Raw genomic sequence first — 22,685 nt, 5'->3', positions numbered from 1 at the left:
TTTGTTGGAGTTCTTATTACTATGAATCGATCTGCGCCTTTTTTACCTAGCTTAGTTGCGATAGCGGTTGCAAGCGTATCCTCAAACCTTGTTTTCGCAGCAGAGGGCGAAGAGCACGCTCAAAGTGATATAGCGTTGGAAACATTGACAGTGAGTGGTGAAACTTACCGTAATACCGCGACTAAGACAAAGCTAACTTCCAGCGAAACGCCTCAAGGTATCTCTGTTATTGATGCTGAAGCACTCGAGCAGCAAGGGGTTGAAAGCATTGCCGAAGCCGTTCGTTATACATCCGGTATTAATACCGAACTACGAGGGGGTGGCGTAACACGTTTGGATCTCTTTAGTATCCGAGGGTTTCAAAACGATCAGACTTATTACGATGGGTTGCGACTTTTATATAATGACTGGAATCTGCAGCCTCAGATTGATGTCGTAGCGATCGAGCAGGTTGAAGTCTTTAAGGGTCCAACGTCTACGCTTTATGGCGCGATGCCTCCAGGTGGTATGGTGAACGTCATTGGAAAGTCTCCGCAAGAAGAACCCTCTCATAGTATAGAAGTAGCCCTCGGGAATGATGAAAAGCAAGAGCTAACGTTTGATAGTACTGGTGCAATTAATGACAGTCTAAATTATCGGGTTGTAGGGCTCGGACGCAGCAAAGACGGTCAAGCTGAAACGTCTGAAGAAGAACGCATTATGCTTGCTCCATCGCTGGATTGGCATGTGAATGAAAAGACATTAGTGAACTTCAACCTTTACTATCAAAAAGACCCGAGTATGGGGATCTATTCTTCGTTGCCTGCTAAAGGAACAGTTTTAGATAACGTGAACGGTAGCCTGAGTTCCGATGCATATGCTGGTGACGCAAACTGGGAAACCTATGAAAAAGAAGTGTTAATGGCAGGTTATAAAATAAACCATTCATTTAATGACAACTGGTCTTTCTTACAAAACGCACGGTTTATGGATGCAACAGCCTATCAGGAAAACACCTACTCAACAGGACTGGCAGCGGATGAAAAAACGTTGTCACGCCGTGCTTACTTAACAGATGAAGCGACTAAGAGTGTAACGGTCGATAACCAGTTCTCAGGCACATTTGACACTGGAGTTGTTGAGCATAACCTACTATTTGGATTGGATTATCTTAAGCTAGAGTCGGACATAAAATACGAGGACGCCGCTGCACCTTCTATCGACCTTTATACTCCAAATTATTACCAAATTACTCGCGCTGGACTCGACTTTGCCGCATCGGGCTACAGCAGTGATTTCACTATAGAAAAAGAACAAACTGGGGTTTACCTACAAGACCAGATGCGTGCTGGAAATTGGGTAGTGATCGTTGGTGGGCGATATGATGATTTTGAAAGCACAGAAAAAGGTAAGAAGTACGGAGCGGACACGGATACCAAGCTTACACAAGATGCATTTACTGGGCGTGCAGGCTTATTATATGAAATGGAAAGTGGTTTTTCTCCATTTATAAGTTACGCCGAGAGCTTTGAAGCGGAAAGCGGTTCCGACAAAGATGGTAATAAGTTTGAGCCATCCGAAGCGCAGCAAATCGAGGCGGGCTTTAAATTCTCAGGTAAAAATACACTAGCAACCGTTTCACTTTATGAAATTACTAAACAAAAAGTGAAAACGCGCGACCCTAATGGTACTGCCTACGATCAAATTCAAGTTGGGGAGGTGCGTTCTCGTGGCGTAGAAATCGACTTAACGCAAAACCTGACTGATGCGCTCGACATGCGTATGGCAGTAACCAAACAAGAGGTCGAGGTCACCAAAGATAATAGTGGAATACAAGGGAATACTCCGATATGGGTTCCTGAGACAACCGCAGCCGTTTGGTTGAATTACAACTCTATTGAAGGACTATTTGAGGGAGCAGGTTTGGGGCTAGGTGTTCGATATATTGGTAAGATGCAGATGGATTCAGCTAACACTGAGACTGTTCCTTCTGCAACTTTGGTCGATGCGTCCATAGGTTATGATCTAGGTATGTTCTCAACCGAGTTGGAGGGCGCATCCATTCAATTGTCCGTCACGAATTTAATGGATGAGACCTACTACAGTTGTTATGACACGAATAACTGCTGGTATGGAGACGAACGCGCCTATGAAGTGTCCGCTCGATATGATTTTTAGGCCTGATGACTGATCACGTTTTGCATGTCCATTATGATCAAGCCTTGATTGATCTAGCGCAGTCATACTTGCCCCCTTTGGTCGGTATGGCCGTTCCTCAAAAAGGGATGATTCACCCTGATTCGGAGAGTACCGTCGTGCCTCTTATTGAGGCCTTGAGCCGTGCGCACCCAGAAGCAAAAGTCGGCTATTGGCGTGCGAGAAGCTGGGCATTGTTGTGTTGGCAGCCGATTTATCTAGCGATGATCTGTGTGTATCGTTTACATGCCGTCCCACAGGGGTTGAGTCGTATTGAACAAAGGCGGATTGGTAACTCAGTGGCTGGGTATTACTTGCCAAAAGGCGACTGGTACGTGAGTGAGAATACGGAGCATTGCATTGTTTGGTCTGGAGAGTTTATCACTCAGTTGTTTCGTAAATTAGAGTCGGCTATAGCGAAGCAAGTCGGCGGGCGCGGACATTACTATAAAGCGCTGCTCGCAGATCAGGTGATCTTAGTTTTAGAGCATGTTTCCACTGTTTATCCTGAGTTAACGTATGATTGGGTTATTTCTCAATATGACCTCTGGAGACGATCGTTAGTGCTACCGAAAATTGAAACCGCTCGGTTCACTTTATCGACTGAACAAACCTATCTAAGACGGTCTTGCTGTTTACAATTTCGTTGTGCGAACGGAGAGCTCTGTAGCAACTGCCCTAGGTCGAACTTCAGAGCGTAGAATAGTATGGGAGCGCGAATATCTTCACACTAAAAGACATTCAAATGGTTCGTCAGGAGCGTATCATTTTGGCATTGCCTGAACTGAATATACCGACAAATAAGTTGGTCGCTATTATTGGGCATAATGGTTCAGGGAAAAGCACCCTGATGAATGTGTTGGCTAGACAGAGTCTGCTTGATTCGGGTGATATTCTGCTTGACGGCGTTTCTCTAAGCCAATTATCGAATAAAGCATTAGCGCGGCGAATTAGCTTCTTACCGCAGGGGATTCCCAGCGCAGCAGGGCTTACGGTCAGCGAGTTGGTTGCACTCGGACGTTACCCATGGAGAGGGGCATTCGGGCGTTTAGATGAAACCGATCATCAGATTATTGCACGAGCCATAGAGCAAGTTGATTTACAGGGCTACGAGCATAAAATTACCGATGACTTATCCGGTGGTGAGCGTCAGCGTGCATGGATTGCCATGCTTTTAGCGCAACAGTCTCCGATTCTATTGTTGGACGAGCCGACTTCTGCCTTAGATATCGCGCATCAATACGAGTTGATGAATCTGCTCCACTCCCTAAATCGTCAGCATGAGCAAGGTGTGATTGTTATATTGCACGATATTAATCTGGCTGCGCGTTATGCCGATCATATTATAGCGCTTCAGCAAGGGCGGTGCTTTTATCAGGGGGCGCCTGAAGAGTTGATGAACAAAGAAAAGCTCGTTGATCTGTACGGTATTCCTATGACGGTAACCCCACATCCCAATCATGAATCTAAGGTGGCCTTAGTATGTTAAGTCGAGTTCATGCGACCACAATAAATTTGGCTCTATTGTTGTTTATGTCTTCACCAACCAGCCTATTTGCTGTGACTATGATGGATCAGTATGGTGAATCGGTTTTTGAGAGTGCGCCCAAACGGATAGCCGCTTTATCTTGGGAATTGGCAGAGGATCTGGTTGAGCTTGGTGTGACGCCACTGGCAATGCCCGAAATAGAAGGCTACTCCGAATGGGTTGTGCGGCCTGCCATTTCTGACACGACAGAGGATATCGGCTCTAGAGCCGAGCCTAATCTAGAGAAATTAACCGCTCTTCAACCAGATGTCATTGTGATCACCCCAACGCTTCTTGATCTTAGAGAGCGCCTCAGTGATATTGCTCCTGTGCTGGTTTTTGATACTTATCGCAAGGACCACAACAACATGGATGCAGCGGATAAGACGTTTTTACAACTTGGTCGTCTTGTCGGTCGTGAAGAAATAGCACAGCAGCGGCTGGTGGAGCGCGAACAGCTTTTTCAAAACCTGACGAGTAAGTTGAGAACTAAATTTGGAGAGCAGCTACCAGAAGTTACTACTGTGCGGTTTGCAAGTACGAGCTCTGTTTGGGTGTACGGTGACAATGCAATGCCGACTTATGTGCTGGAGAGGTTAGGGTTGAAAAATGGGTTCTCTTTGCCCGTGACCCAGTGGGGAGTAACACAAATACGGATAAAAAAGCTGAACGCGATAAAAGAAGGGTACTTGCTGTATTTCGAGCCTTTTCACCAACAGCAAAAACTAGAGCGCTCACTTCTCTGGAAGGCAATGCCTTTTGTACGGCATGGAAAAGTTAACGCAATCCGTTCAACCTGGACATACGGTGGTGCAATGTCGTTAGGGTACCTTGCACAAGCTCTGACGGATTCGTTACTAGACATCGCACCATGATCATATCGCGAAAGGGGCTTTGCTTACTGATTTTCCCCGTTGTTTTTATAACATTGCAAATTGATACATCGTTGACGTGGTTAGAACAAATCTGGCTTATCTCTGGGAGGAAAGGAGCGACAGAATTTGAAGAGTTGATCTGGCTACACGGTCAACTACCTAGAGTAACGATGGCATTGTTAGTCGGTGCGACTCTAGGTAGCATCGGTAGCGTTATTCAGCAGCTCACCCGAAATCCATTGCTGTCGCCTGTAACGTTAGGGTCTTCCAGTGGCGCTTGGCTCGGTTTAATTGTGCTCGCCATTCTATGGCCCGAGGGGCAGGAAAATTTTCGAACGTTGGCAGCGATGGTCGGTGCGATGATTGCACTTGGTTTTGTTGTGTTGATTAGTGGCTTACGAAACTTGAGTGGGTTATCGGTTGTTCTCGCTGGGATGGCGGTAAACTTATTGTTTGGCGCGATGACAACCGCATTAATTCTGTTAAATGATCAGTATGCACGTAACCTTTTTATATGGGGAGCAGGCGACCTTGGCCAAAATGGCTGGGAAATGGTGCAGTGGTTGTGGCCGAATCTATTACCTTTGATTGCAATTCTTTTGTTTGCTGGGCGACCTTTGGACTTGCTAAAGCTTGGTATGAGCGGTGCTAGTGGTCGGGGGCTGAATACTTTACTAACGTTTATCGTGCTTATGGTCGCTGGCCTTTGGGCATTATCGGCCGCCATCACAGCGGTGGGTATAATCGGATTTCTCGGCCTGATCGCGCCCAATTTAGCGCGTATGCTCAATGCTAGGACGGCTTCATCAGAGTTATTTCTTTCTTTTGTTCTAGGCGCATTTTTACTTCTCTGCGCGGATATGGTCGCACAGTTGGTTAGTTTGGTGAGCATCGAAATTGTACCAACAGGGCTGACGACCGCTTTGATTGGCGCCCCAATTTTTATCTGGCTAATTCGTAGAAAACTGACTGAGCAAGAGTTTAGTGCTTATCAAATTATACGAGGGCGAATGCAGTGGTCTCGCTATCATTTGCCTTTGGTTATCAGTGTATTGTTTTCGCTAGTGCTCGTAAGCCTATTTACCCATCAAACGGGCTCCCAGCTTTTATGGCAATGGCCTGAACTGGAGCAATGGATATTGCGTTGGCCTCGGATTGTGGCGGCGTTGTTTGCTGGAGCAGGTATGGCTGCTTCTGGTGTACTGATTCAGCGTATCATTCATAATCCATTGGCCAGCCCTGATTTGCTGGGTATGTCAGCAGGGGCTGTATTTGCCCTAGTGATCGCGGGTGGTGTATTAGGTGCCCAAATCTATCAGTTAGGACCACTTATTGCGTTTGTGGGCAGTGGGGGTGTTTTGCTAGTACTTCTGTTCCTAGGGCGTCGCTTTCGTTTTGCACCTCTGCCCATGATTTTAACGGGCATCGCAATTTCTGCGCTTATCGAAGCTCTCGTACAGACTTTATTAGCGCGTGGTGGAACCGAAGTGTACGACATTTTAGTTTGGTTAGCGGGCTCTACCTATCGAGTCTCAGAACAGAATGCCATTGCGCTAGCGGTTGGTGTTTTCGCAATGGTGGTGATGGTGTTGTCCCTTGATCGTTGGATAGTTTTGCTTGCGCTTGGGCGAAGCCAGGCGGTCGCTCGTGGCTTAAATGTACCTGCGTCTTTTTTAATACTACTTTCGCTTTGTGCAGCGCTGTGTGCCTATGTTACAGCACTCGTTGGGCCTATTAGCTTTGTGAGTATTATTGCTCCTCATATTGCCACTCTTTTAGGAGCGAGAACGAGCCGTCAGCATATGTTAATGGGCTCATTTGTAGGTGCTAACTTACTTTTATTCGCCGATTGGCTGGGGCAAGTGCTGATTTATCCTTATCAACTAGCGGCAGGCACGGTAGTAGCGATACTGGGTGGGAGTTATTTTGCGGTATTGCTTATACAGCAGCAAAAGCGAATGAGGTGATTCTGATGCTGGTTGTTAGTGAATCCCATCTCGACTAACGTAATATTTTGGCTTTTCCACTCGTTGAGCGGAGGGTTTTCCTATAAAGGTAGAAGATGAGTATGATTTTCGGGGGACACTCATTAAGCCATTGAATAAGTTGTTGGCACTTTAGCGGTGCGCCATGCTTGTTCAGGTGTGGCTGAAACCTGCCTGACATCGCAATTTAAAATAAGGAGGCGGATTTAGCCGTTAATTTTCTCTCATAGAGTGTAAATAATTGGGTAAGAAGAGAATCTGTAGACTATAGTCAAAATTGGTTTGATTAAACAGTTATCCGCGCGTCGAAGTCTGAGAACATGTTGGTAGCTCCCTTAACGTATAAGGATTTTTAGGTAAGGGATTATAGATGGCGAGTTTGATGCTCGTCGTTTTTCCTTATTTTCGTGAAATCCAACTTTATCTTAAATGGACGTTTCATGTATTTAACTAGATTAATCTACGCGAGTACTATCTCGGATAATATTTCGCCTTCAGCGATCGCTGATATTCTTGATAGTGCTAACAAGCACAATAAATTGAATGACATTACGGGCGTGCTTTTTTTTGATCAAAAGTATTTTTTACAATGCCTCGAAGGTTCGCGATTTCAGGTAAATGAAACCTACAATCGACTACTTCAAGATAATCGCCACTCGGATTTGGTGCTCTTAGAGTTTAAAGACATTTCTGTACGTGCATTCCCTGATTGGACAATGGGGTTTATACCTGAATCAGTGTTGTCCAAGGCTATCCACCTTAAGTTTTCTCCGCGAAAAAACTTTAACCCTTATAACTTACGCAGCGACAGTGCCTATCAAATGTTATTGGAACTGAAAGAGTTATTGCCAGAATAACGAAATAGTTAGCCGCTCTAGGGCGCCATAAACGGGAGATTGCAACGGGTTGTAGAGCGTTAGTCCCAGTTTGATTTGCGTAACGCTTTAACCTTGCCTCTCTGCTTTTTAGAGTCGACACGTTTTTTCTGAGAAGAGCGAGTCGGCTTCGTTGCGCGTCGTGCTTTTTGCACCCGAGTGGCAGATAAAATAAGTGCTTTTAATCGTTCCAGCGCGTCTTCTCGGTTTAATTCCTGTGTTCTATGCTGCTGGGCCTTGATGATAATCTCACCCTCTTTCGTTATGCGCGTATCACTGAGAGCCAATAAACGCTCTTTATAAAAACCGGGTAAAGACGACGCTCTGATATCAAACCTAAGATGAATCGCGCTCGAGACTTTGTTGACGTTTTGTCCGCCAGCACCCTGCGCTCGAATTGCAGTGAGTTGGATTTCATGAGGAGGAATGCTAACGGAGTGAGAGATGATAAGGTTCATTAGGAAGGTTGTACAAATACCCTAGTATAAAGGAACGAATTTAAATTCTTCATACTAGGGTAATGCATGTAGCGATGGATTTAAATCAAGAGTTGTTTAAATCGTTGCTGCTCTGCGTGCTATCAAGTGATTGGTTTAGCAAACTGTTGCCATTGACCAAGTCATTTAAACTGCCATTTTGGCTGTCTACTACGCCGAGCTCTTTTAACAACGAGTCCACCAACGGAGCATTTGCTCGGTAACTTAAGGCAGCATTCGTAACCTGATCTGCCATACTTGGGCTGGTGGATTCTCCCATCGAAACAGGATTAGATTGGCCGCCGTAGCCTTGTAAAATTTTAATTCCTTCGATGCTTTCAAGTGGTTTCACAGCATTGGCGACGAGTTCAGGAAGGACTTTTAATATTGCTAATGATTTTTGTAGGTCGATCTGTTCGTCTTTTAGAGTGTTTTCCGCTTCGTATAGCGCTTCTTTACCAGCAGCTTCTACCGCCAATACTTTCTCATCTGCTTCTGCTTGAAGGATTTTGGCATCTGCACTTGCTTTCGCTTCTGTTAAAATTGCCTCAGCAGTGGATAGACTCGCTTCTTTTTTAGCGGCCGCTTCGGTTGTGACGCCAACGGCTTCTCTTTCGGCTTCTTTTTTAGCATCGATCACTTCAATGTCTTTGCGACGGTTTGCTTCTGCTAGATGCCTAACTGTGATGACCTCTTCTTCTTTTTGAGCTTTGATTTTTTCTGCTTCGGCAGCTTTTGCTCTTGCTGCAGATTCTTCCTCTGATTTTTCGGCTATGGCAATTTGTTTCACTTGCTCTGCAACTTCAACGGCTTGCTGTTGTTGGATCGTTGATTGTTCTAAGGCTTGGCGCTTCGCAATTTCACGTGTTTCTATTTCTTTAGATTTTTCAATTTCTGCGGTTTCAATTGCTTTTTCTTTGGCGATCATCGCCTCTCGTTCTTCGCGCTCTTTTTGTTCTCTTTGCTTCGCGATTTCCGCTTTTTGTTCCTGACGTTTGAACGAGAGAATTTGCTCTTGGTTTAGGCGAGCTTCTTCTTCACTGCGCTTTACGTCCAACGATTGCTTTTCCGCTTCGAGGTTTCTTTGTTCGATTTTTATACGGTTTTCTTGTTGTATATCATTGGTTTCTTTACGTTTTTCTTCAATGATTTTCGCAAGCCTAGCACGGCCTTCGGCGTCGAATGCGTTGTTTTCATTGAAAAACTCTAGATCTGTTTGGTCGAACCCTGTTAATGAAACGGACTCCAGCTCCAAACCGTTTTTCTCTAGATCATTGGCCACGTTTTGCTGTACTTTTTGGACAAAATCAGCTCTTTGTTCGTGCATCTCAGTCATGCTCATTTCTGCAGCGACTGCGCGTAATACATCGACAAACTTGGACTCCATGAGCTTTTTGACTTCTTCAACCCGCGTGGTTCTTGTTCCAAGGGTTTGCGCTGCCATTGAAATCCCTTCGGCATTCGGTGCGACTCGCAGATAAAAGTCCGCTTTAACATCAACACGCATTCTGTCTTTAGTGATCAACGCGTCTTTTTGAGTTTTTTCGACTTCTATTCTTAGCGTGTTCATATTGACGGGGATCGTTTCATGGACAACCGGAAGCACGATAACACCACCATCTTTTACTACTTTTTCCCCTCCTAACCCCGTTCTCACAAAGGCGACTTCTTTTGTAGCACGAACATAGAGCCTCGCAAAGATTAAGCCGATGGCTATTAGAGCGAAAAACACTACACCGATTATGATGAGTGTGAAGCTTGCTGCTGTGTCGTTCAAAAATTCCATTTATTTCTCCTCATTGTTGATCATTGACGTACGCAAGAGTGAGCCTTTCCAAACGCCTGCGTCTTTTTCGATTAGTACAATCTGTTGCCCTTGCGAGAAAGTTTCTTCCGCTAAGGGTTCAACCATTACATAGTGTTTTTGTTTATATTTATCGGTAAACGAGGCTTCGGCTGGGGAGCCTTGTCGCGCTGTTCCAATTGTGATGATGGCAACACCTCCTGCAAACGAATCGGTTGCCACCGCAGATGATTCATTGTTAGGCAATATGTTTACAAGGGCATTACCTGCGATTCGTGTGATGAAAATACAGGCAATGAAAGCGATTGGCAGAGAAATTACGAAAGGTAAAGTGACGCCAACTATTGCCCAAAAGGCATAGTTAACTGTAAGTCCGGATAGTGAAAAGCCCGTGATTAACAGTATTAACCAGATGAGTACAGGGAGTCTGCCGAGGCACATCCACCCTAAAATTTTGGTCAGCGCTCCGTCTGGAGCATCAATGTCTATTGGGGTTAAATTATCAATTAACGATGAAAAACTAAAACCCACTAGAGTACATAAACCTTCTAAACAGGCTATAAACAATACACTCGCCACGAGAAGCAGGTAGATGCTGTTGCCGTCCGCCATTATGAAATCGAGCATTCACTAATCTCCGATACTCTTTAAACGCAGCTTATTCTGCGCGTGTTTTTATTTTATCTAAAATGTTCTGTGCTGAAGCCACGTTTGGAGTAATACCTGCGTCCTTGAGCTTCTCATCTAGGGTTGAGCGGCTCTCTAACTCTTGAGAAGCTTCTAGTCTCGCTTCAAAGTGCTCTTGTTTATTTCGAATGCGCTCCAAGCTTTCTTTTGCAGATGCTACGGAAGGTTTTCCTGTGAGAATATTAGCATGCATATTTTCTTGTGCTTTTTGAACTGAATCTGTTGCCTTCACTTGTTCTAATTGGCGATAAAAGTCTGAAATGTCGGTTTCCGCTTTTTGGATCTGAGATCGCAATGTGTGTGCGCTTTTAGCGAAATGTTCTGCTTGGTCTTTGTTGTTTTTTTGTTCTGCTTCTAGGGTGGCGATGTGATGCGCAATCTCTAGTGCTAATGCTTCGTTATTTTGCTTTAGCGCGACAAACGCATTGTTCTCGTATTCTTCTATTTGGCTGGAGAGCTTTGCTATTTTCGCTTCCGTCTGTTTTTGGCTCGCTAACAGCATAATTTCGCTCTCCTTAGCAAGATCCAATGACGCTTTTGATTCTCGTAGCTCTTGCTCAAGAATTCGAATTGCATTGTCATCAACAACAGCCTCTCCCATTTCTGAGGCGCCACCTTTTAAAGCGGTAAAAAGCTTACTGAATATGTTCATCATTCACTCCTTTGGATTTCAGTTTATGGCTTTAAGGTATTAAAACGGTACAGAGGTTCGAGCGTATCAATGACATGAAAGGTGTTCCTTACTAAGAGTTGCAGCTCTTCAATAATGACTTCGATCTTGGAGTTGGTTGAGAGCGCACCAAAAATGACATACCAATCAACACCGCCAATTGGTTGAATCCCTATTGTGCTTAAGGGCAGATATTTGTGGGTTGTTAGAAGCCGATAGTCGATTTCAGATGGGTCTTCAAATTCATGTCGCTCCACCAAGGCTGCCTCGACGAGGATTTGCCCATCGCCTATTGCCATAATGATAGGCAAGTCGCCGAATTCATTGAAAATAAGGGTCAGCGTACTTTCTTCAAAGGAAGCAGATACTCGGTGTGATTGATAAAAGCCTGCTTGAATAAAAGTGTTGTGAATACTTTCCAAAGTCCAATTCATGTTAACGTCCTTAAGCTTTTAATTCTCTAAAACCATAACTATATTTTTAAATATATTCAATAAAAATTAAATATATTTAACTAAAGTTGAAAATAATTCTTTATTTGCTATGCTTTCTAATATGTTATTTAGTGAGTGAGCAACACTGCCATGCCTAAAAAGGACCCCTCAATCAGTCAGGAAATCGAAAGCCTTCTTGTCGTGAGTAAAATGGAATGGAAAGAGACCTTAAAAAACTGGTTGCCCGCATACATTAAACGAGCTGGACTTGACCATGAGACTTTATCTAATCAATTGTGGGAGCAGTTTAATGTTCGTCAAAAAACGACGAACTTACGTTCCAAATTTAGTCAAGGGACCGTTGACGGTCAGTTGCTGATGCAAATTCTACTATTGTGTAACCAGCAAGTGAATTTGACGGAAATCAGCGAGTGTTATGAAAGAGCAAAAATGAAAGTCAGGGATTCAAGCTTACGAGATGAGATAGAGTGTTAAAGCATGACAACGAGGTTACTCATATTCGTCAACTTATGAATCTGGGTGTGAAAAGCGAGAAGGCTCTCTATGAGATCAATATAAGAACAGTCGATGCTTTTAAATCAGCGGATGTCTTCGATCTCTATCGTCAGTTTGGTGCAAGTGGCTTAGAGATGAATCTCAATATGTTGTACGCCATGATTGGCGCGCAAGAGAATGTGCATTGGCAACGCATAAAAGTGGAGCGTAAAACCGAAATTTTACTTCGTCTTGATGACATGGGAATTGCGCGATAATGATCTCCCCTGAAATTTACATAAAGAGAGCTTTAAAGGCAAAACGTGTTGATCGTGTTGAATCGATTCAAACCTTATGGAGTGGGTATGGGGAGATTGTCCGATACCAAGTCCATGATTCAGGTGTTATTAAAGAGCCTAATCCTCATAGTGTAATCTTAAAATCCATTCGGTTAGACAAAGTTAACGAGCATCCGCGAGGTTGGCAGTCTCAGCATAGTCATGAACGCAAGTTACGATCCTATGACATAGAAGCGAATTGGTATGAAAACTGGGCTAATCAGTGTTCTGTATCGGAGCGTGTCGCGCAATGTCATAGCGTCTGGCGTAGCGAAGAGGCGATCTACATTTTAATGGAAGATTTGGATGCGTCTCATTATTCCATTCGAAAATCGAGACTTGAAGTGATCGACTGTTTCGCCGTTTTAGAATGGTTAGCGAATTTCCATGCTCGATTCTTAGGTGTGGAGGAGAATGGTACCTCTTTTGATCTATGGCCTCGAGGTACCTATTGGTACTTGAGTACACGTCCCGATGAATGGCAAGCAATGGCCGAGTCACCTTTAAAGGCGTATGCCTCAAAGATAGATTTAGCGATCGAAAATGCGAGTTATAAAACGCTAGTTCATGGGGATGCAAAAGTGGCTAATTTCTGTTTTTCAGCGGACTTAAGGCAGGTCTCTGCGGTCGACTTCCAGTATGTAGGGAGAGGCATTGGTGTGCAAGATGTGGCTTATTTTCTGGGGAGTTGTCTGAATGAAGCGACATTGCCAGGTAATTTATCGTATTTGTTAGAACACTACTTTAGTGAGCTTTCTAGGTGCTTGATGGCTCGAGGCGAATCACCCGATTTTACAGAGAAAGTGGTCACGGAGTGGGATGCTTTGTTCTGTGTTGCGTGGGCGGATTTTCATCGCTTTATTCTTGGCTGGAGTCCAGAACATGCTAAAAATACGGCCTTTAGTCGCGAGATGGCGACCAAAGGCATTGAATGTATTTTAAGAGGCGATCGATAACGGCGCGTTTTCGTCGTCTTCGGTTTGTTTAGGAGACGGTTCTTCGGTACGTGTTGGAGGAGGCGATTGTTGTTCTTCTGATTTGGCGTAGACGCGTTGCATGTAGAGGCCTGCAATGGCTAAAAAGACGCCCGTCACTGCGCTGATGAAGGCCAGTGATGAGAACCAAACTAATGCGACTAAACCAACCGTTGACTTGGAGACCTCGATCGCTTGCTCTTTGTTTTCTATGTAGGCTGCCATGCGATAAATTTGGTTTGAGTTAACTAAACGGTTCACTTCATGAGCGATCAACGTTTGCTGTTGCTTATATTCATAGACTTCGGCATCGATGGCTTTTACTTCGACTTGGATCACATCATATTGCGATAGAAGCTCACTTTTTTCGCTATTGGCACGATTCACCGATGCGCTGCGTGATCGTGCTGCTAGGTCTTCTGATTGCTCTAGACTTGCGAGTAGGTTCGCTTTTTGTGAGCCATTTTTTTGTTTCTGTTCTTCAATTTGGTTTTCTAAGTAAGTGATTCGGTTACGAACTAAGTCGATGCGTTTTTGATAATCTTGCCCCAGCAGTTGCAATTGATCCTGAAGCTGTTTCTCTGTTTTTGTACGCTTTTCTAGGGCGCCATCGCCCGTGGTTCTATCCGTGACTTGGTATAGGCGTTCTTCTTTTTCTTTGATTAACGCACGGTATTTCTTTTCAACTTGAGATCGACTAAAGAAGCTTGCATCCGCAACCTCACGATCCATTTCTTTTTTCAGCTCTTCAAGCTCTTTTTCTTGTTTTGCACGGTCGTTTTCGGTGTTGTTTACATAGCTGTTTAATAGGGTACGAAAACGTTTTTGTAAATCATCACGCTCTTTGTCCCATGCATCGTAAATATCACGCTCTTTCGCATTCAGGGTCTGAATTTCCTGTTCGTAACTTGCCGTGCCGACATTACTGAGACGATCAAGTTGGGCATTGATGCGCTCTTTTTCCTGATTGACTTGAGCAAGGTAGTAGTTGTGCGCTGAGTTTACTTTCCCTCGATAGTCTTCTTCGACAAGGTCTGGGTCAATAACATTTATTTCGGTTTTTCGAGCTTCTAAGTCATCGATTTTTGCTTGAATAAGCAAAGATTCATTTTTTTGCTCGTCAATGGTCAGATTTAGATTTGAAAAGTTACGCTCAAAGCCGTTTAACATGGTTTCGAAGGTAATGGTTGCGAGCAGTGCTAAGCCTAAGAAAAACAGAATGCGCCAATAAAAGTGTTTGGCATACATCATGGCAGTGGCGAGTGGGATTTTTGCTGCCTCAACAACGGCGACCAGAACGAAGGGAAGCGCTGCGACTACGATGCTGCTGTAATCACCAATTGAAAGTGCGTCATTACCTCTATTTCGATTCAGCTCGGTATAGGCGGAAAACGAGACGACCATAGAAATCATGAAACCAATTGATACGGCCAATATTTCCACGATCCAAGCGAAGCGTACTAATCTAACGCCTATGCCAAAAAGTTTTTTGTTTGAGAGCTGGTTCTGAGAGTCCATAGTAGTTTAGGCGTCCGCTTGGTTATTCGGTAACCTCGTTACCGATTTAAAGTTGTTAATAATAAAAGCATCTTATATTTGTTCAACGGCAGCTGTGTTACACCCAAGAGATGAGTGTAACTTTTTGTAATTATTTCCATGTTTTTCGCTTTTTAGGTGTTCTTGTTATTAGCATGATTAGTGCCAGATCTCAGGCATTAGGTTCCTTCAAAGCGCGACGGTTTCTGTTTGATGTGCTATCGCTGCAGGGACCTATTGGTTTTGCTTGTCGCAGCCGCGGTTAAAGGATCTTCTGGCCACGGGTGTTTTGGGTACCGTCCTCTCATTTCTTTGCGTACTTCTGGGTACACATCCTTCCAAAAAAACGCCAAATCCATGGTCACCGCAAGGGGGCGTTGGGCGGGGGAAAGCAGCTCTATTTTGACGGGAATTCCGAGTACTTTGGGGCTGGATGTTTCTCCAAACATTTCTTGAAGTTTGACGCTGAGCACTGGCTCTCCTGATGTGTAGTCAACTCGGTGAGAGGCTCCTGATGCGACCCGTAGACGCTCAGGGACAGTGCTTTCGAGCTTAGATTGCACGTCCCATGGTAAATATGAGTGCAGTACTTGAGTTAGGTTTAGCTTATTAAGTTTCGCTTGAGTCGTAATACCATTCAGAAAAGGGGATAGCCATTCTTCTAGAGAGTTTAAGAGTCCGGTGTCAGAGACATCAGGAATCATATTTTTATCAAATGCGGTCGTCGTTGGCTTGGCCTCATCGCTAAACAGTGTGTTTCGAACAAAACGTATTCTTGCGAGTAATGCGCGGCTGGCATCATCCCAAGGGAGCACCTCTATCCCATCTGCTCTGACAAACTGACAAAACGCATGGCTTATCATGCTTTGGTCGAGATCACGTCTGGGTGTTTTAGACACGCAGAGTTTATGAATCCACCGTTGTTTTTCACCGATAAGGCGCTGGGTCTTTTTGTCCCATTCAGCCACGTTCTGTTCAAAAAATAAGCTTGGACGGCTGTATTGTAGCAACTCTATATTCAACCTCGATGCAAGGTAGATTTTATCCGACTGTCGACCTGCAACCCCTCCGAGTTCCAGCACGATAATGAACTCATGTTGCGCAAGTGGGTCGATCGAGCTGAGTAGGGCCGTGCGGCCGTTACTGAGTTTGTAGAGTGTTTCTTCTCCTTGCTGACGGACTCTTTTGGCGATTCTGTCGGGAAAACCATAGGTAAGTATCAAGCTAAACTGCTCATCCGACTCGGATATCTGCGATAAAGGTTTTATTGGTGTGACTTTGGATAGTCGGCTTTCCCAAGCTTTTGCAGTGTTGATGTAGCGCTTTGCTTGAGAGGGATGTTCGTTTAACCAAATGAGCCTGTGTTTGATGTCGCTGTTGTTTGCTGCGCTTGATTTGAAAGGGTCGCCTTCGTATAACAGAGCACACAAATACGTTATGTCCTTGCGGTTGTACTGAGTAAACTGCATGAGCATGGTCGCTAAGCGTACAGGCGCGTTTAATTGGCTAATATGCTGACCGACTGACGTTAGGGTAAGCGAGTCAGGTGAGGTTAATACCCCAAGCTCAAATAGAAGGGACTGAGCTTGATTCCAATGACCTTCCGGCGGTGGCGTAATCCAATCCAACTCGTCTCGCGTTTCGCTGCCCCAATGCGCTAATGCAAGGACAAGGTCGGTTAGGTCTTCTAGCTCAATTTGAGGTTGTGCTTGATCTGACAGTTGATCTTGTTGGGACTCTGACCACCATCGATAACATACTCCAGCCTGCGTTCGTCCCGCTCGCCCTAATCTTTGCGTGCTTTCAGCTTTACTGACGCGCCGAGTATGAAGTCTGGTTGTCGCAGTATTTGCATCTAATCGCGCTTCTCTACTGAGCCCTGAATCGATTACGACGCGGATGCCTTCAATGGTCAAACTGGTTTGCGCGACGCTGGTGGCCAATACCACTTTACGCTCCCCTGTCGGGGAGGGCGAAATCACTCTTTCCTGCTCGGCCACCGAGAGGTTGCCGTAAAGAGGTAACACCACGACGTGATCTAGGTCGTTTTCTCGTGCTCGCGCGTCTGATAGCTCGCTTTCAACCTTTCGAATCTCGCCTTGTCCCGGTAAAAAGACCAATATGGAGCCGGACTCTTCTCGCAGCGCGCTTAATATGGTTTTGGTTATGACGCCTGGAATTTCATAGTGCTTTAAGGACTTATTGGCGTATTTAACCTCTACAGGAAATTGTCTGCCTTCACTTACGATGCTTTGGCAGTCTAAGTGTCGCTCTAATGTCGTCGTATCGAGTGTGGCAGACATAATGAGAAGTTTCAGTGGGTCGTCATCACGAAATAATTGTCGGCTTTGTTGTGCGAGAGCAAAAGCAAGATCGGATTGAAGATTACGTTCATGAAACTCATCAAAGATAATGAGCGCAACCTCGTTGAGAGATGGATCGTCTTGCAACATGCGAGTGAGGATGCCTTCCGTGACCACTAACAACTGCGTGCGTGCGCTTTTCTTTCCTTCCTGACGTATTTGATATCCGACGCGTTCGCCAAGCGCTTCGCCCAACTGGTCCGCAAGTCGTTTAGCCGCTGTTTTTGCCGCAATACGGCGCGGCTCCAACATGACGATCAAACGACCACCTCTCCATGGTTCATCCAATAAGGATAACGGTACCACCGTGGTTTTACCTGCGCCGGGTGCAGCCTGTAGAATGGCTTCGTGGCGCATTAACAACTGTTGTTTTAACTCGGGAATGACATCGTGAATCGGAAGGCGTTCTTTCATCTTTTAGGTAGCGTCTTTTTATATAGAGTCTTTGTGATATAGCGTTTTTTAGGTCGGTGTTCTTAAATGGGGCGCTGTGCTTTCATACGTTTGAACAATCATGAAGACCAGCGATGAGAATCGAGCGTGATGGCGTGTTTGCAGGTGGCAATACAAGGTAATATATAGCCATCCTCTTCTTCCTGTTTAGATAGCCCACGTGGAATACGGCCCTGGTAGTCGATCTCGCCTTCTAAAAGAGGGGTGAGGCAGATCCCGCAAGCGGCATTTCGGCACGCATGTTTAATTTCAATGCCTCGTCTCAGCATCGCTTCTAGCAGTGTTTCGCCATCATGTACTAGGATTGTTGTACTATCTCGGTCTTCTGAGCTGTTATCCACTAGGCGGATCGTTATAGAATCTGCTTCCAAAGTCATGCGGATACCCAATATGGTGGCTGTAAGTGACGGTTTCCATTAGTCTGACTTAATTGTCCCAAAAATAGAACAAGAATCACGTTAATGACAGAACCAAGCAAAAAAAAGTTATTAGTGGTCGATGATGATCAGGATGTACGAGAGCTACTTTGTGACGTGCTGTCGCAAAAAGGTTACGCCGTGATCACTGCTGAAAATGGCGCCGCCATGTGGCCGCAGTTGCAAACTCAAACGATCGATTTGGTGTTGATGGATTTGTTCTTACAAGAAGAAGACGGATTACAACTCGCAAGACAGATTCGAGATCAGTATGCCATGCCGATTATGATGTTAACGGGCAAAGGGGATGAAACAGACCGTATTCTTGGTCTGGAGTTGGCTGCGGATGATTATATGATGAAGCCATTTAACATTCGCGAACTGACGGCTCGAATCTATGCTCTGTTGCGTCGTGCCAGTGCCATTCCTGCTACCCCCATTAAAGTGGAAGAAGCGCACGAGTGTTTGCGTTTCGGTCATTGGATTTTGGATCGCACCGCTCGGACACTAAAAGACATTCACGGAAAACAAATTTCCCTAACGCATGGCGAATTTTCGTTGTTAGAAGTACTCGCGACGCACCCTGATAGAGTCTTAACGCGTGAACAAATCATTGATTACAGTCGAGGGTTAGAGACGGAAGTATCGGATCGAACTGTCGACGTGCTTATTCTGAGACTGCGCCGTAAAATCGAAATAAACCCCAAAACCCCCGAATTTGTGAAAACCCAACGTGGTTTGGGCTACCTCTTTCAAGGTCCCGTCAGGAAAAATTGATGAAACTGACCAGCATTCGCCAAAAAGCGTCATTGGCTATTCTGACCATAAGCTTAGTGGCGTGTTTTATGGTGGCGATTGGCTGGCAAGCCATGCGTGTCAGTGAATCCAGCCTTGCCGAATTTGAAGCGAGAACACTGCCAGAGATCAGTACCGCGCTTACATTAGCCGAAGGCGTTGCGCAACTTGCCGCGACCGCGCCTTACACGGCCAGCTCAGCTCGTCCTTTTCAGCTGCAAACAGAAGCCAAACAGCTGCAAACACGCATACAAGCGCTGCGTGGCGTGGCGCGCTCCCTCATCGACTCAGAATTTAAAGACGACGTAAATCAACGGTTAGATGAACTGCAAGCCACATTGGAAGAGCTGGTTAAACTGGTTCGAGAAGAGCTATACATTCGTGAAGATAATTTAGCTCAGCAATTTCGTATACGTGTTCTAGAAGACAGCGGAGTCAACGAAGGTGAGTTATCCGTTGAGCGCACAAAGGTGCTGTTTTGGTTACTAAAGTTGATTGAAAACCCAGGGCACGTTTCGCAGGACATCGTCGACGATCTGGATCTTTTGCATCAAGTTCAACCGAGTAAAGACATTACAGAGCGTTTCTTAGCCGCTCAAAAAAGAATGAACGAAATCACAGAGCGGAAAACCTATCTGTTGATTTCTACCCGCGCAAAATCCGAGCTATTATCTGAACGAGTCAGTAACTTTGTGGGAATACTGAAAAAGCGGGTTAGCCGACAAAGAGAGAAGGTCGCTGAGGTGGTGGCTAACGGACAGCTCTGGATATTTGGTATTTCCGCCTTGCTTTTGATTGGCTTGGTCAGGCTGTATTGGTACAGCCAACGTATGACGAAAGATTTAGAAGCGGTGACCCACGACATGGAAGCGCTCGCAAAAGGCGCATTGGATTCCAACACGATCCAGTTGGATCGGGACGATGAAATTGGCACCTTAGTCGATGCGTTTGAAGTGTTTCGACGCGACGCTATTTACCGTATCGAAGTGACACTAGCGTTGTCGGAGCAAAAGCGATTACTCGAAACCATCTTTGACAATATGAACGATGGCTTAAGTGTGTTTTCTGCCAAAGGTGAATTAATTGCGTGGAACCAAGGCTACGAAGCGGTGTTTAGCCTGCAAAAAGGGGATTTGCATGTCGGTATGACGTTGGCTGACGTACAGCGCCTGATCAGTATGGGTGCGCATCGAAACCTCAGTATTGAAAATGAGCTTGTGTATATGGACGAGGTCAATGAATCTCGCCATCACTCCTCTCAAAGTTTCGAACGACATTTTGACGATGGTCGTATCATTGAGTTTCGATCAAAGCCAATGCCAGAAGGCGGCTTCGTCACTCTGTATACTGACCTCACCGAGCGTAAAAGCGTAGAGAGTCAGCTACGACAAGCTCAAAAAATGGAAATGCTAGGGCAATTAACGGGCGGCGTTGCGCATGATTTTAATAATCTACTAGCGGCGATTATGGGTAATTTGCAGCTCTTGTCTGACAGTGAGCCTCTCTCCAGTGATCAACGACGTTATACTGAGCGAGCTTTAGCGGTCTCGGAAAAAAGCAGTAACTTGGTACAGCGCTTGTTAGCGTTCAGTCGCCGCCAGCAGCTTTTTCCTGAATGTACGCACATTGACGACTTAATCGAAGGAATGCTCGACTTGGTTGAGTACAGTGTCGGTAGCCATATTCAGGTTAAGCCCAGTTTAAATTGCCCTGATGTTCACTGCTTGATTGATCCATCTCAACTGGAAAACGCATTGTTAAACTTGTCGTTAAACAGCGCGGCCGCTATGCCAAGCGGAGGCACACTGACGTTCTCGACGAAGGCTTGCACCTTACCAGACAGCGACGTCCCTGCGATTCGCATCAAAGTAGAAGACACGGGAGACGGTATACCGAAAGAGGTATTGGCACGTATCTTTGAACCCTTCTTTACGACGAAGCCTGTTGGAAAAGGCAGTGGTCTTGGTCTGAGTATGATTTACGGTTTTGTGAAACAGAGTGGCGGCGACATTATTGTTACGTCTGAAGAAGGTAAATGGACGAAAGTGTGTATCTTTTTGCCACAACAGGCAATGGCCCACGCCTCGTCGAAAACAAGCCTCGCAGCGTCTGCCGACATAAGTGAAACCGTCTCGGTCCCTGTTCCTGATGATGCACTGATTTGGCTGGTGGAAGACGATGAAGAAGTTCGAAACGTTATGCGGTCCCAGCTAAGCCAACTTGGTTTCATCGTACAAAGCTTCGACCGTGTGGAAACCGTGCTTGAGTCCCTTGAAAAAGCCATGTACCCCGATGTGATCCTAAGTGATGTGAACCTTGCGGGCGTTCGAAACGGCGTTGAGTTGGCGCACTACGTTAAAAAGAACGACGTTCTTTCTGGGATACCAGTGGTATTGATGTCCGGTCTGCCAAAACAAGAGTTACAGGAAAAATACACGCTCACGGATGACGATCTCTTGCTCTCAAAACCCTTCACAATCCGAACATTAGAATCCGTGTTTAAGTCTCGTGGGTCTGGTTAGTAGTCTGGTCAGTGGGTATGGTTAGATTATTAAGCGGTATTTTCTTCGCTGTTTTCAATGTGAATAATGAATTGTTACAAATATTTCAAAAAAAAATATCGTTTTGAAATTCGCCATTAGTTTTTATGAGCCATAGTAAATATGGGAGCCAACACACACGTTTGGCTTTTAGGTTATACAACCGACCATAAAAATAATATTGGAGTCGAAAACAATGAAATTCATGTACCGCAAGCTTGCATGCCTAGTTGCCGCTGGCGCCTTATCTACGACGGCTATGGCAGAAACCCCTATCATTGGCCTTATCACCAAAACAAATACCAACCCGTTTTTTGTTAAAATGAAAGAAGGTGCGCAAGAAAAAGCACAGGAACTGGGTGTAGAGCTTCGCACGTTTGCTGGTCGTTACGACGGCGACAATGAGACTCAGGTTCAAGCCATTGAAAACCTGATTGCTTCTGGTGCGAAAGGTATTTTGATTACACCGAGTGACCCAGCGGGCATTGTTCCGACTATCCAAAGAGCACGCGAAGCAGGCTTACTTGTTATCGCTTTAGACACGCCTCTTTCTCCTGCTAGCGCGGCTGACATGACGTTCGCTACTGACAACTTTAAAGCAGGTGAGATGATTGGTCAGTGGGCCAAAGCGAAGATGGGCGACAAAGCCAAAGACGCAAAAATCGCGCTGCTTGATCTAAATACCAGTGAAATTTCCGTTGATGTTGCCCGTGACCAAGGTTTCTTGAAAGGGTTCGGCATCGACATCAAAGACCCTCAAGACATCGGTGACGAAACCGATCCTCGCATTGTAGGCAATGACGTTACTCAAGGTTCTGAAGAAGGTGGTCGCCGTGCGATGGAAAACCTAATGCAGAAAGACCCTGAAGTGAATCTTGTTTATACCATTAACGAGCCAGCAGCAGCGGGTGCTTATGAAGCGCTTAAATCGTTTGGTATGGAAGACGACGTCTTAATCGTATCCGTCGATGGCGGTTGCCCAGGCGTACGTAACGTACGTGATGGCGTGATCGGAGCAACATCTATGCAGTTCCCTCTACGAATGGCTGCTGAAGGTGTTGAAGCCATTGCTACCTTCGCACTATCTGGAACGAAACCCGCTGCGACAGACGGGCTTGATTTCTATGATACGGGTGTGACTTTGATCACAGATTCTCCAGCAGATGGTGTGCAGTCTGTCGATTCTAAAGTCGGCCTAAATATGTGCTGGGGCTAACATGAAATAGAGGGGCTAGGTGTTGTTCTATCGTTAGGTAGGCTTTGGTT

At 45.3% G+C, this 22,685-nt stretch carries 20 protein-coding genes; 12 read left to right on the top strand and 8 right to left on the bottom strand.

The features are described from left to right. Positions 1–21 precede the first annotated feature (21 nt). From MARME_RS20065 to MARME_RS20040, 6 genes are all read left to right on the top strand, one after another. Complete coding sequence (locus tag MARME_RS20065; RefSeq protein ID WP_013663105.1) at positions 22–2,157, top strand: TonB-dependent siderophore receptor; 2,136 nt, start codon at positions 22–24, stop codon at positions 2,155–2,157. A 5-nt stretch (positions 2,158–2,162) separates the two neighbouring features. Further along, positions 2,163–2,876, top strand: a complete 714-nt coding sequence (locus tag MARME_RS20060; RefSeq protein WP_013663104.1) for a siderophore ferric iron reductase — start codon at positions 2,163–2,165, stop codon at positions 2,874–2,876. Between the two features lie 44 nt (positions 2,877–2,920). Then, positions 2,921–3,664: an ABC transporter ATP-binding protein gene (locus MARME_RS20055; protein WP_013663103.1), complete on the top strand. Its 744-nt coding sequence runs from the start codon at positions 2,921–2,923 to the stop codon at positions 3,662–3,664. Further along, positions 3,658–4,578 (top strand): iron-siderophore ABC transporter substrate-binding protein, encoded by a 921-nt coding sequence (locus MARME_RS20050; protein WP_013663102.1) that lies wholly within the window; start codon positions 3,658–3,660, stop codon positions 4,576–4,578. The genes MARME_RS20055 and MARME_RS20050 overlap by 7 nt, the downstream gene beginning before the upstream one ends. Continuing rightward, the gene (gene fhuB / locus MARME_RS20045) at positions 4,575–6,545 is read left to right on the top strand and encodes a Fe(3+)-hydroxamate ABC transporter permease FhuB (RefSeq protein ID WP_013663101.1); all 1,971 of its coding nucleotides are present in this window, start codon (positions 4,575–4,577) and stop codon (positions 6,543–6,545) included. The genes MARME_RS20050 and fhuB overlap by 4 nt, the downstream gene beginning before the upstream one ends. A 458-nt stretch (positions 6,546–7,003) precedes the next feature. Beyond that, positions 7,004–7,420 carry a BLUF domain-containing protein gene (locus MARME_RS20040; protein WP_013663100.1) on the top strand — a complete coding sequence of 139 codons (417 nt, stop codon included), beginning with the start codon at positions 7,004–7,006 and terminating at the stop codon, positions 7,418–7,420. Between the two features lie 59 nt (positions 7,421–7,479). Here the strand turns inward: MARME_RS20040 and arfB are convergent, their stop codons facing one another. From arfB to MARME_RS20015, 5 genes are all read right to left on the bottom strand, one after another. After that, positions 7,480–7,896 (bottom strand): alternative ribosome rescue aminoacyl-tRNA hydrolase ArfB, encoded by a 417-nt coding sequence (arfB, locus tag MARME_RS20035; protein WP_013663099.1) that lies wholly within the window; start codon positions 7,894–7,896, stop codon positions 7,480–7,482. A gap of 85 nt (positions 7,897–7,981) precedes the next feature. Then, positions 7,982–9,700, bottom strand: coding sequence for a flotillin family protein (locus tag MARME_RS20030; protein WP_013663098.1), 1,719 nt, complete (start codon positions 9,698–9,700; stop codon positions 7,982–7,984). After that, on the bottom strand, positions 9,701–10,345 hold the full coding sequence (locus MARME_RS20025; RefSeq protein ID WP_013663097.1) for a YqiJ family protein: 645 nt from the start codon (positions 10,343–10,345) through the stop codon (positions 9,701–9,703). Between the two features lie 31 nt (positions 10,346–10,376). Further along, positions 10,377–11,057: a PspA/IM30 family protein gene (locus MARME_RS20020; RefSeq protein ID WP_013663096.1), complete on the bottom strand. Its 681-nt coding sequence runs from the start codon at positions 11,055–11,057 to the stop codon at positions 10,377–10,379. Positions 11,058–11,080: 23 nt separating this feature from the next. Then, positions 11,081–11,509, bottom strand: coding sequence for a YjfI family protein (locus MARME_RS20015; protein ID WP_013663095.1), 429 nt, complete (start codon positions 11,507–11,509; stop codon positions 11,081–11,083). Between the two features lie 150 nt (positions 11,510–11,659). Between MARME_RS20015 and MARME_RS20010 the strand changes: the two genes are divergently transcribed. The 3 genes from MARME_RS20010 to MARME_RS20000 are packed head-to-tail and all read left to right on the top strand — an operon-like array spanning position 11,660 to position 13,298. Further along, entirely contained in the window at positions 11,660–12,004 is a 345-nt protein-coding gene (locus tag MARME_RS20010) for a DUF6471 domain-containing protein (protein WP_013663094.1), read from the top strand. Then, a complete protein-coding gene (locus MARME_RS20005) occupies positions 11,998–12,282 on the top strand; it encodes a TfoX/Sxy family DNA transformation protein (protein WP_013663093.1) in 285 nt (94 codons plus the stop codon). The genes MARME_RS20010 and MARME_RS20005 overlap by 7 nt, the downstream gene beginning before the upstream one ends. Then, positions 12,282–13,298 carry a phosphotransferase gene (locus tag MARME_RS20000; protein ID WP_013663092.1) on the top strand — a complete coding sequence of 339 codons (1,017 nt, stop codon included), beginning with the start codon at positions 12,282–12,284 and terminating at the stop codon, positions 13,296–13,298. Before MARME_RS20005 ends, MARME_RS20000 begins: the two co-directional genes overlap by 1 nt. On the opposite strand, the gene MARME_RS19995 is transcribed toward MARME_RS20000, so the two are convergent. From MARME_RS19995 to MARME_RS19985, 3 genes are all read right to left on the bottom strand, one after another. After that, a complete protein-coding gene (locus MARME_RS19995; protein WP_013663091.1) occupies positions 13,281–14,834 on the bottom strand; it encodes a coiled-coil domain-containing protein in 1,554 nt (517 codons plus the stop codon). The genes MARME_RS20000 and MARME_RS19995 overlap by 18 nt on opposite strands. Before the next feature lie 236 nt (positions 14,835–15,070). Further along, the gene (gene hrpB / locus MARME_RS19990) at positions 15,071–17,629 is read right to left on the bottom strand and encodes an ATP-dependent helicase HrpB (RefSeq protein ID WP_013663090.1); all 2,559 of its coding nucleotides are present in this window, start codon (positions 17,627–17,629) and stop codon (positions 15,071–15,073) included. 98 nt (positions 17,630–17,727) lie between these two features. Next, positions 17,728–18,045: a 2Fe-2S iron-sulfur cluster-binding protein gene (locus tag MARME_RS19985; RefSeq protein WP_013663089.1), complete on the bottom strand. Its 318-nt coding sequence runs from the start codon at positions 18,043–18,045 to the stop codon at positions 17,728–17,730. Positions 18,046–18,129: 84 nt separating this feature from the next. Here MARME_RS19985 and MARME_RS19980 point away from each other — a divergent pair, with 84 nt between their 5' ends. The 3 genes from MARME_RS19980 (at position 18,130) to MARME_RS19970 (ending at position 22,635) form a co-directional block, all read left to right on the top strand. Beyond that, positions 18,130–18,861: a response regulator gene (locus MARME_RS19980; RefSeq protein WP_013663088.1), complete on the top strand. Its 732-nt coding sequence runs from the start codon at positions 18,130–18,132 to the stop codon at positions 18,859–18,861. After that, positions 18,861–21,401 (top strand): PAS-domain containing protein, encoded by a 2,541-nt coding sequence (locus MARME_RS19975; protein ID WP_013663087.1) that lies wholly within the window; start codon positions 18,861–18,863, stop codon positions 21,399–21,401. The genes MARME_RS19980 and MARME_RS19975 overlap by 1 nt, the downstream gene beginning before the upstream one ends. A gap of 214 nt (positions 21,402–21,615) precedes the next feature. Continuing rightward, positions 21,616–22,635, top strand: a complete 1,020-nt coding sequence (locus MARME_RS19970; RefSeq protein ID WP_013663086.1) for a sugar ABC transporter substrate-binding protein — start codon at positions 21,616–21,618, stop codon at positions 22,633–22,635. The last annotated feature ends 50 nt before the right edge of the window (positions 22,636–22,685 follow it).

It is taken from the genome of Marinomonas mediterranea MMB-1 (assembly GCF_000192865.1).
GTDB lineage: Bacteria > Pseudomonadota > Gammaproteobacteria > Pseudomonadales > Marinomonadaceae > Marinomonas > Marinomonas mediterranea.
This window is presented reverse-complemented; position numbering and strand designations above follow the sequence as displayed.

Excerpts from the sequence above, each read along its gene's own strand:
- MARME_RS20065 (WP_013663105.1), top strand. The coding sequence starts at position 22 with ATGAATCGATCTGCGCCTTTTTTACCTAGCTTAGTTGCGATAGCGGTT.
- MARME_RS20060 (WP_013663104.1), top strand. The coding sequence starts at position 2,163 with ATGACTGATCACGTTTTGCATGTCCATTATGATCAAGCCTTGATTGAT.
- MARME_RS20055 (WP_013663103.1), top strand. The coding sequence starts at position 2,921 with ATGGTTCGTCAGGAGCGTATCATTTTGGCATTGCCTGAACTGAATATA.
- MARME_RS20050 (WP_013663102.1), top strand. The coding sequence starts at position 3,658 with ATGTTAAGTCGAGTTCATGCGACCACAATAAATTTGGCTCTATTGTTG.
- fhuB (WP_013663101.1), top strand. The coding sequence starts at position 4,575 with ATGATCATATCGCGAAAGGGGCTTTGCTTACTGATTTTCCCCGTTGTT.
- MARME_RS20040 (WP_013663100.1), top strand. The coding sequence starts at position 7,004 with ATGTATTTAACTAGATTAATCTACGCGAGTACTATCTCGGATAATATT.
- arfB (WP_013663099.1), bottom strand. The coding sequence starts at position 7,896 with ATGAACCTTATCATCTCTCACTCCGTTAGCATTCCTCCTCATGAAATC.
- MARME_RS20030 (WP_013663098.1), bottom strand. The coding sequence starts at position 9,700 with ATGGAATTTTTGAACGACACAGCAGCAAGCTTCACACTCATCATAATC.
- MARME_RS20025 (WP_013663097.1), bottom strand. The coding sequence starts at position 10,345 with ATGCTCGATTTCATAATGGCGGACGGCAACAGCATCTACCTGCTTCTC.
- MARME_RS20020 (WP_013663096.1), bottom strand. The coding sequence starts at position 11,057 with ATGAACATATTCAGTAAGCTTTTTACCGCTTTAAAAGGTGGCGCCTCA.
- MARME_RS20015 (WP_013663095.1), bottom strand. The coding sequence starts at position 11,509 with ATGAATTGGACTTTGGAAAGTATTCACAACACTTTTATTCAAGCAGGC.
- MARME_RS20010 (WP_013663094.1), top strand. The coding sequence starts at position 11,660 with ATGCCTAAAAAGGACCCCTCAATCAGTCAGGAAATCGAAAGCCTTCTT.
- MARME_RS20000 (WP_013663092.1), top strand. The coding sequence starts at position 12,282 with ATGATCTCCCCTGAAATTTACATAAAGAGAGCTTTAAAGGCAAAACGT.
- MARME_RS19995 (WP_013663091.1), bottom strand. The coding sequence starts at position 14,834 with ATGGACTCTCAGAACCAGCTCTCAAACAAAAAACTTTTTGGCATAGGC.
- hrpB (WP_013663090.1), bottom strand. The coding sequence starts at position 17,629 with ATGAAAGAACGCCTTCCGATTCACGATGTCATTCCCGAGTTAAAACAA.
- MARME_RS19985 (WP_013663089.1), bottom strand. The coding sequence starts at position 18,045 with ATGACTTTGGAAGCAGATTCTATAACGATCCGCCTAGTGGATAACAGC.
- MARME_RS19980 (WP_013663088.1), top strand. The coding sequence starts at position 18,130 with ATGACAGAACCAAGCAAAAAAAAGTTATTAGTGGTCGATGATGATCAG.
- MARME_RS19975 (WP_013663087.1), top strand. The coding sequence starts at position 18,861 with ATGAAACTGACCAGCATTCGCCAAAAAGCGTCATTGGCTATTCTGACC.
- MARME_RS19970 (WP_013663086.1), top strand. The coding sequence starts at position 21,616 with ATGAAATTCATGTACCGCAAGCTTGCATGCCTAGTTGCCGCTGGCGCC.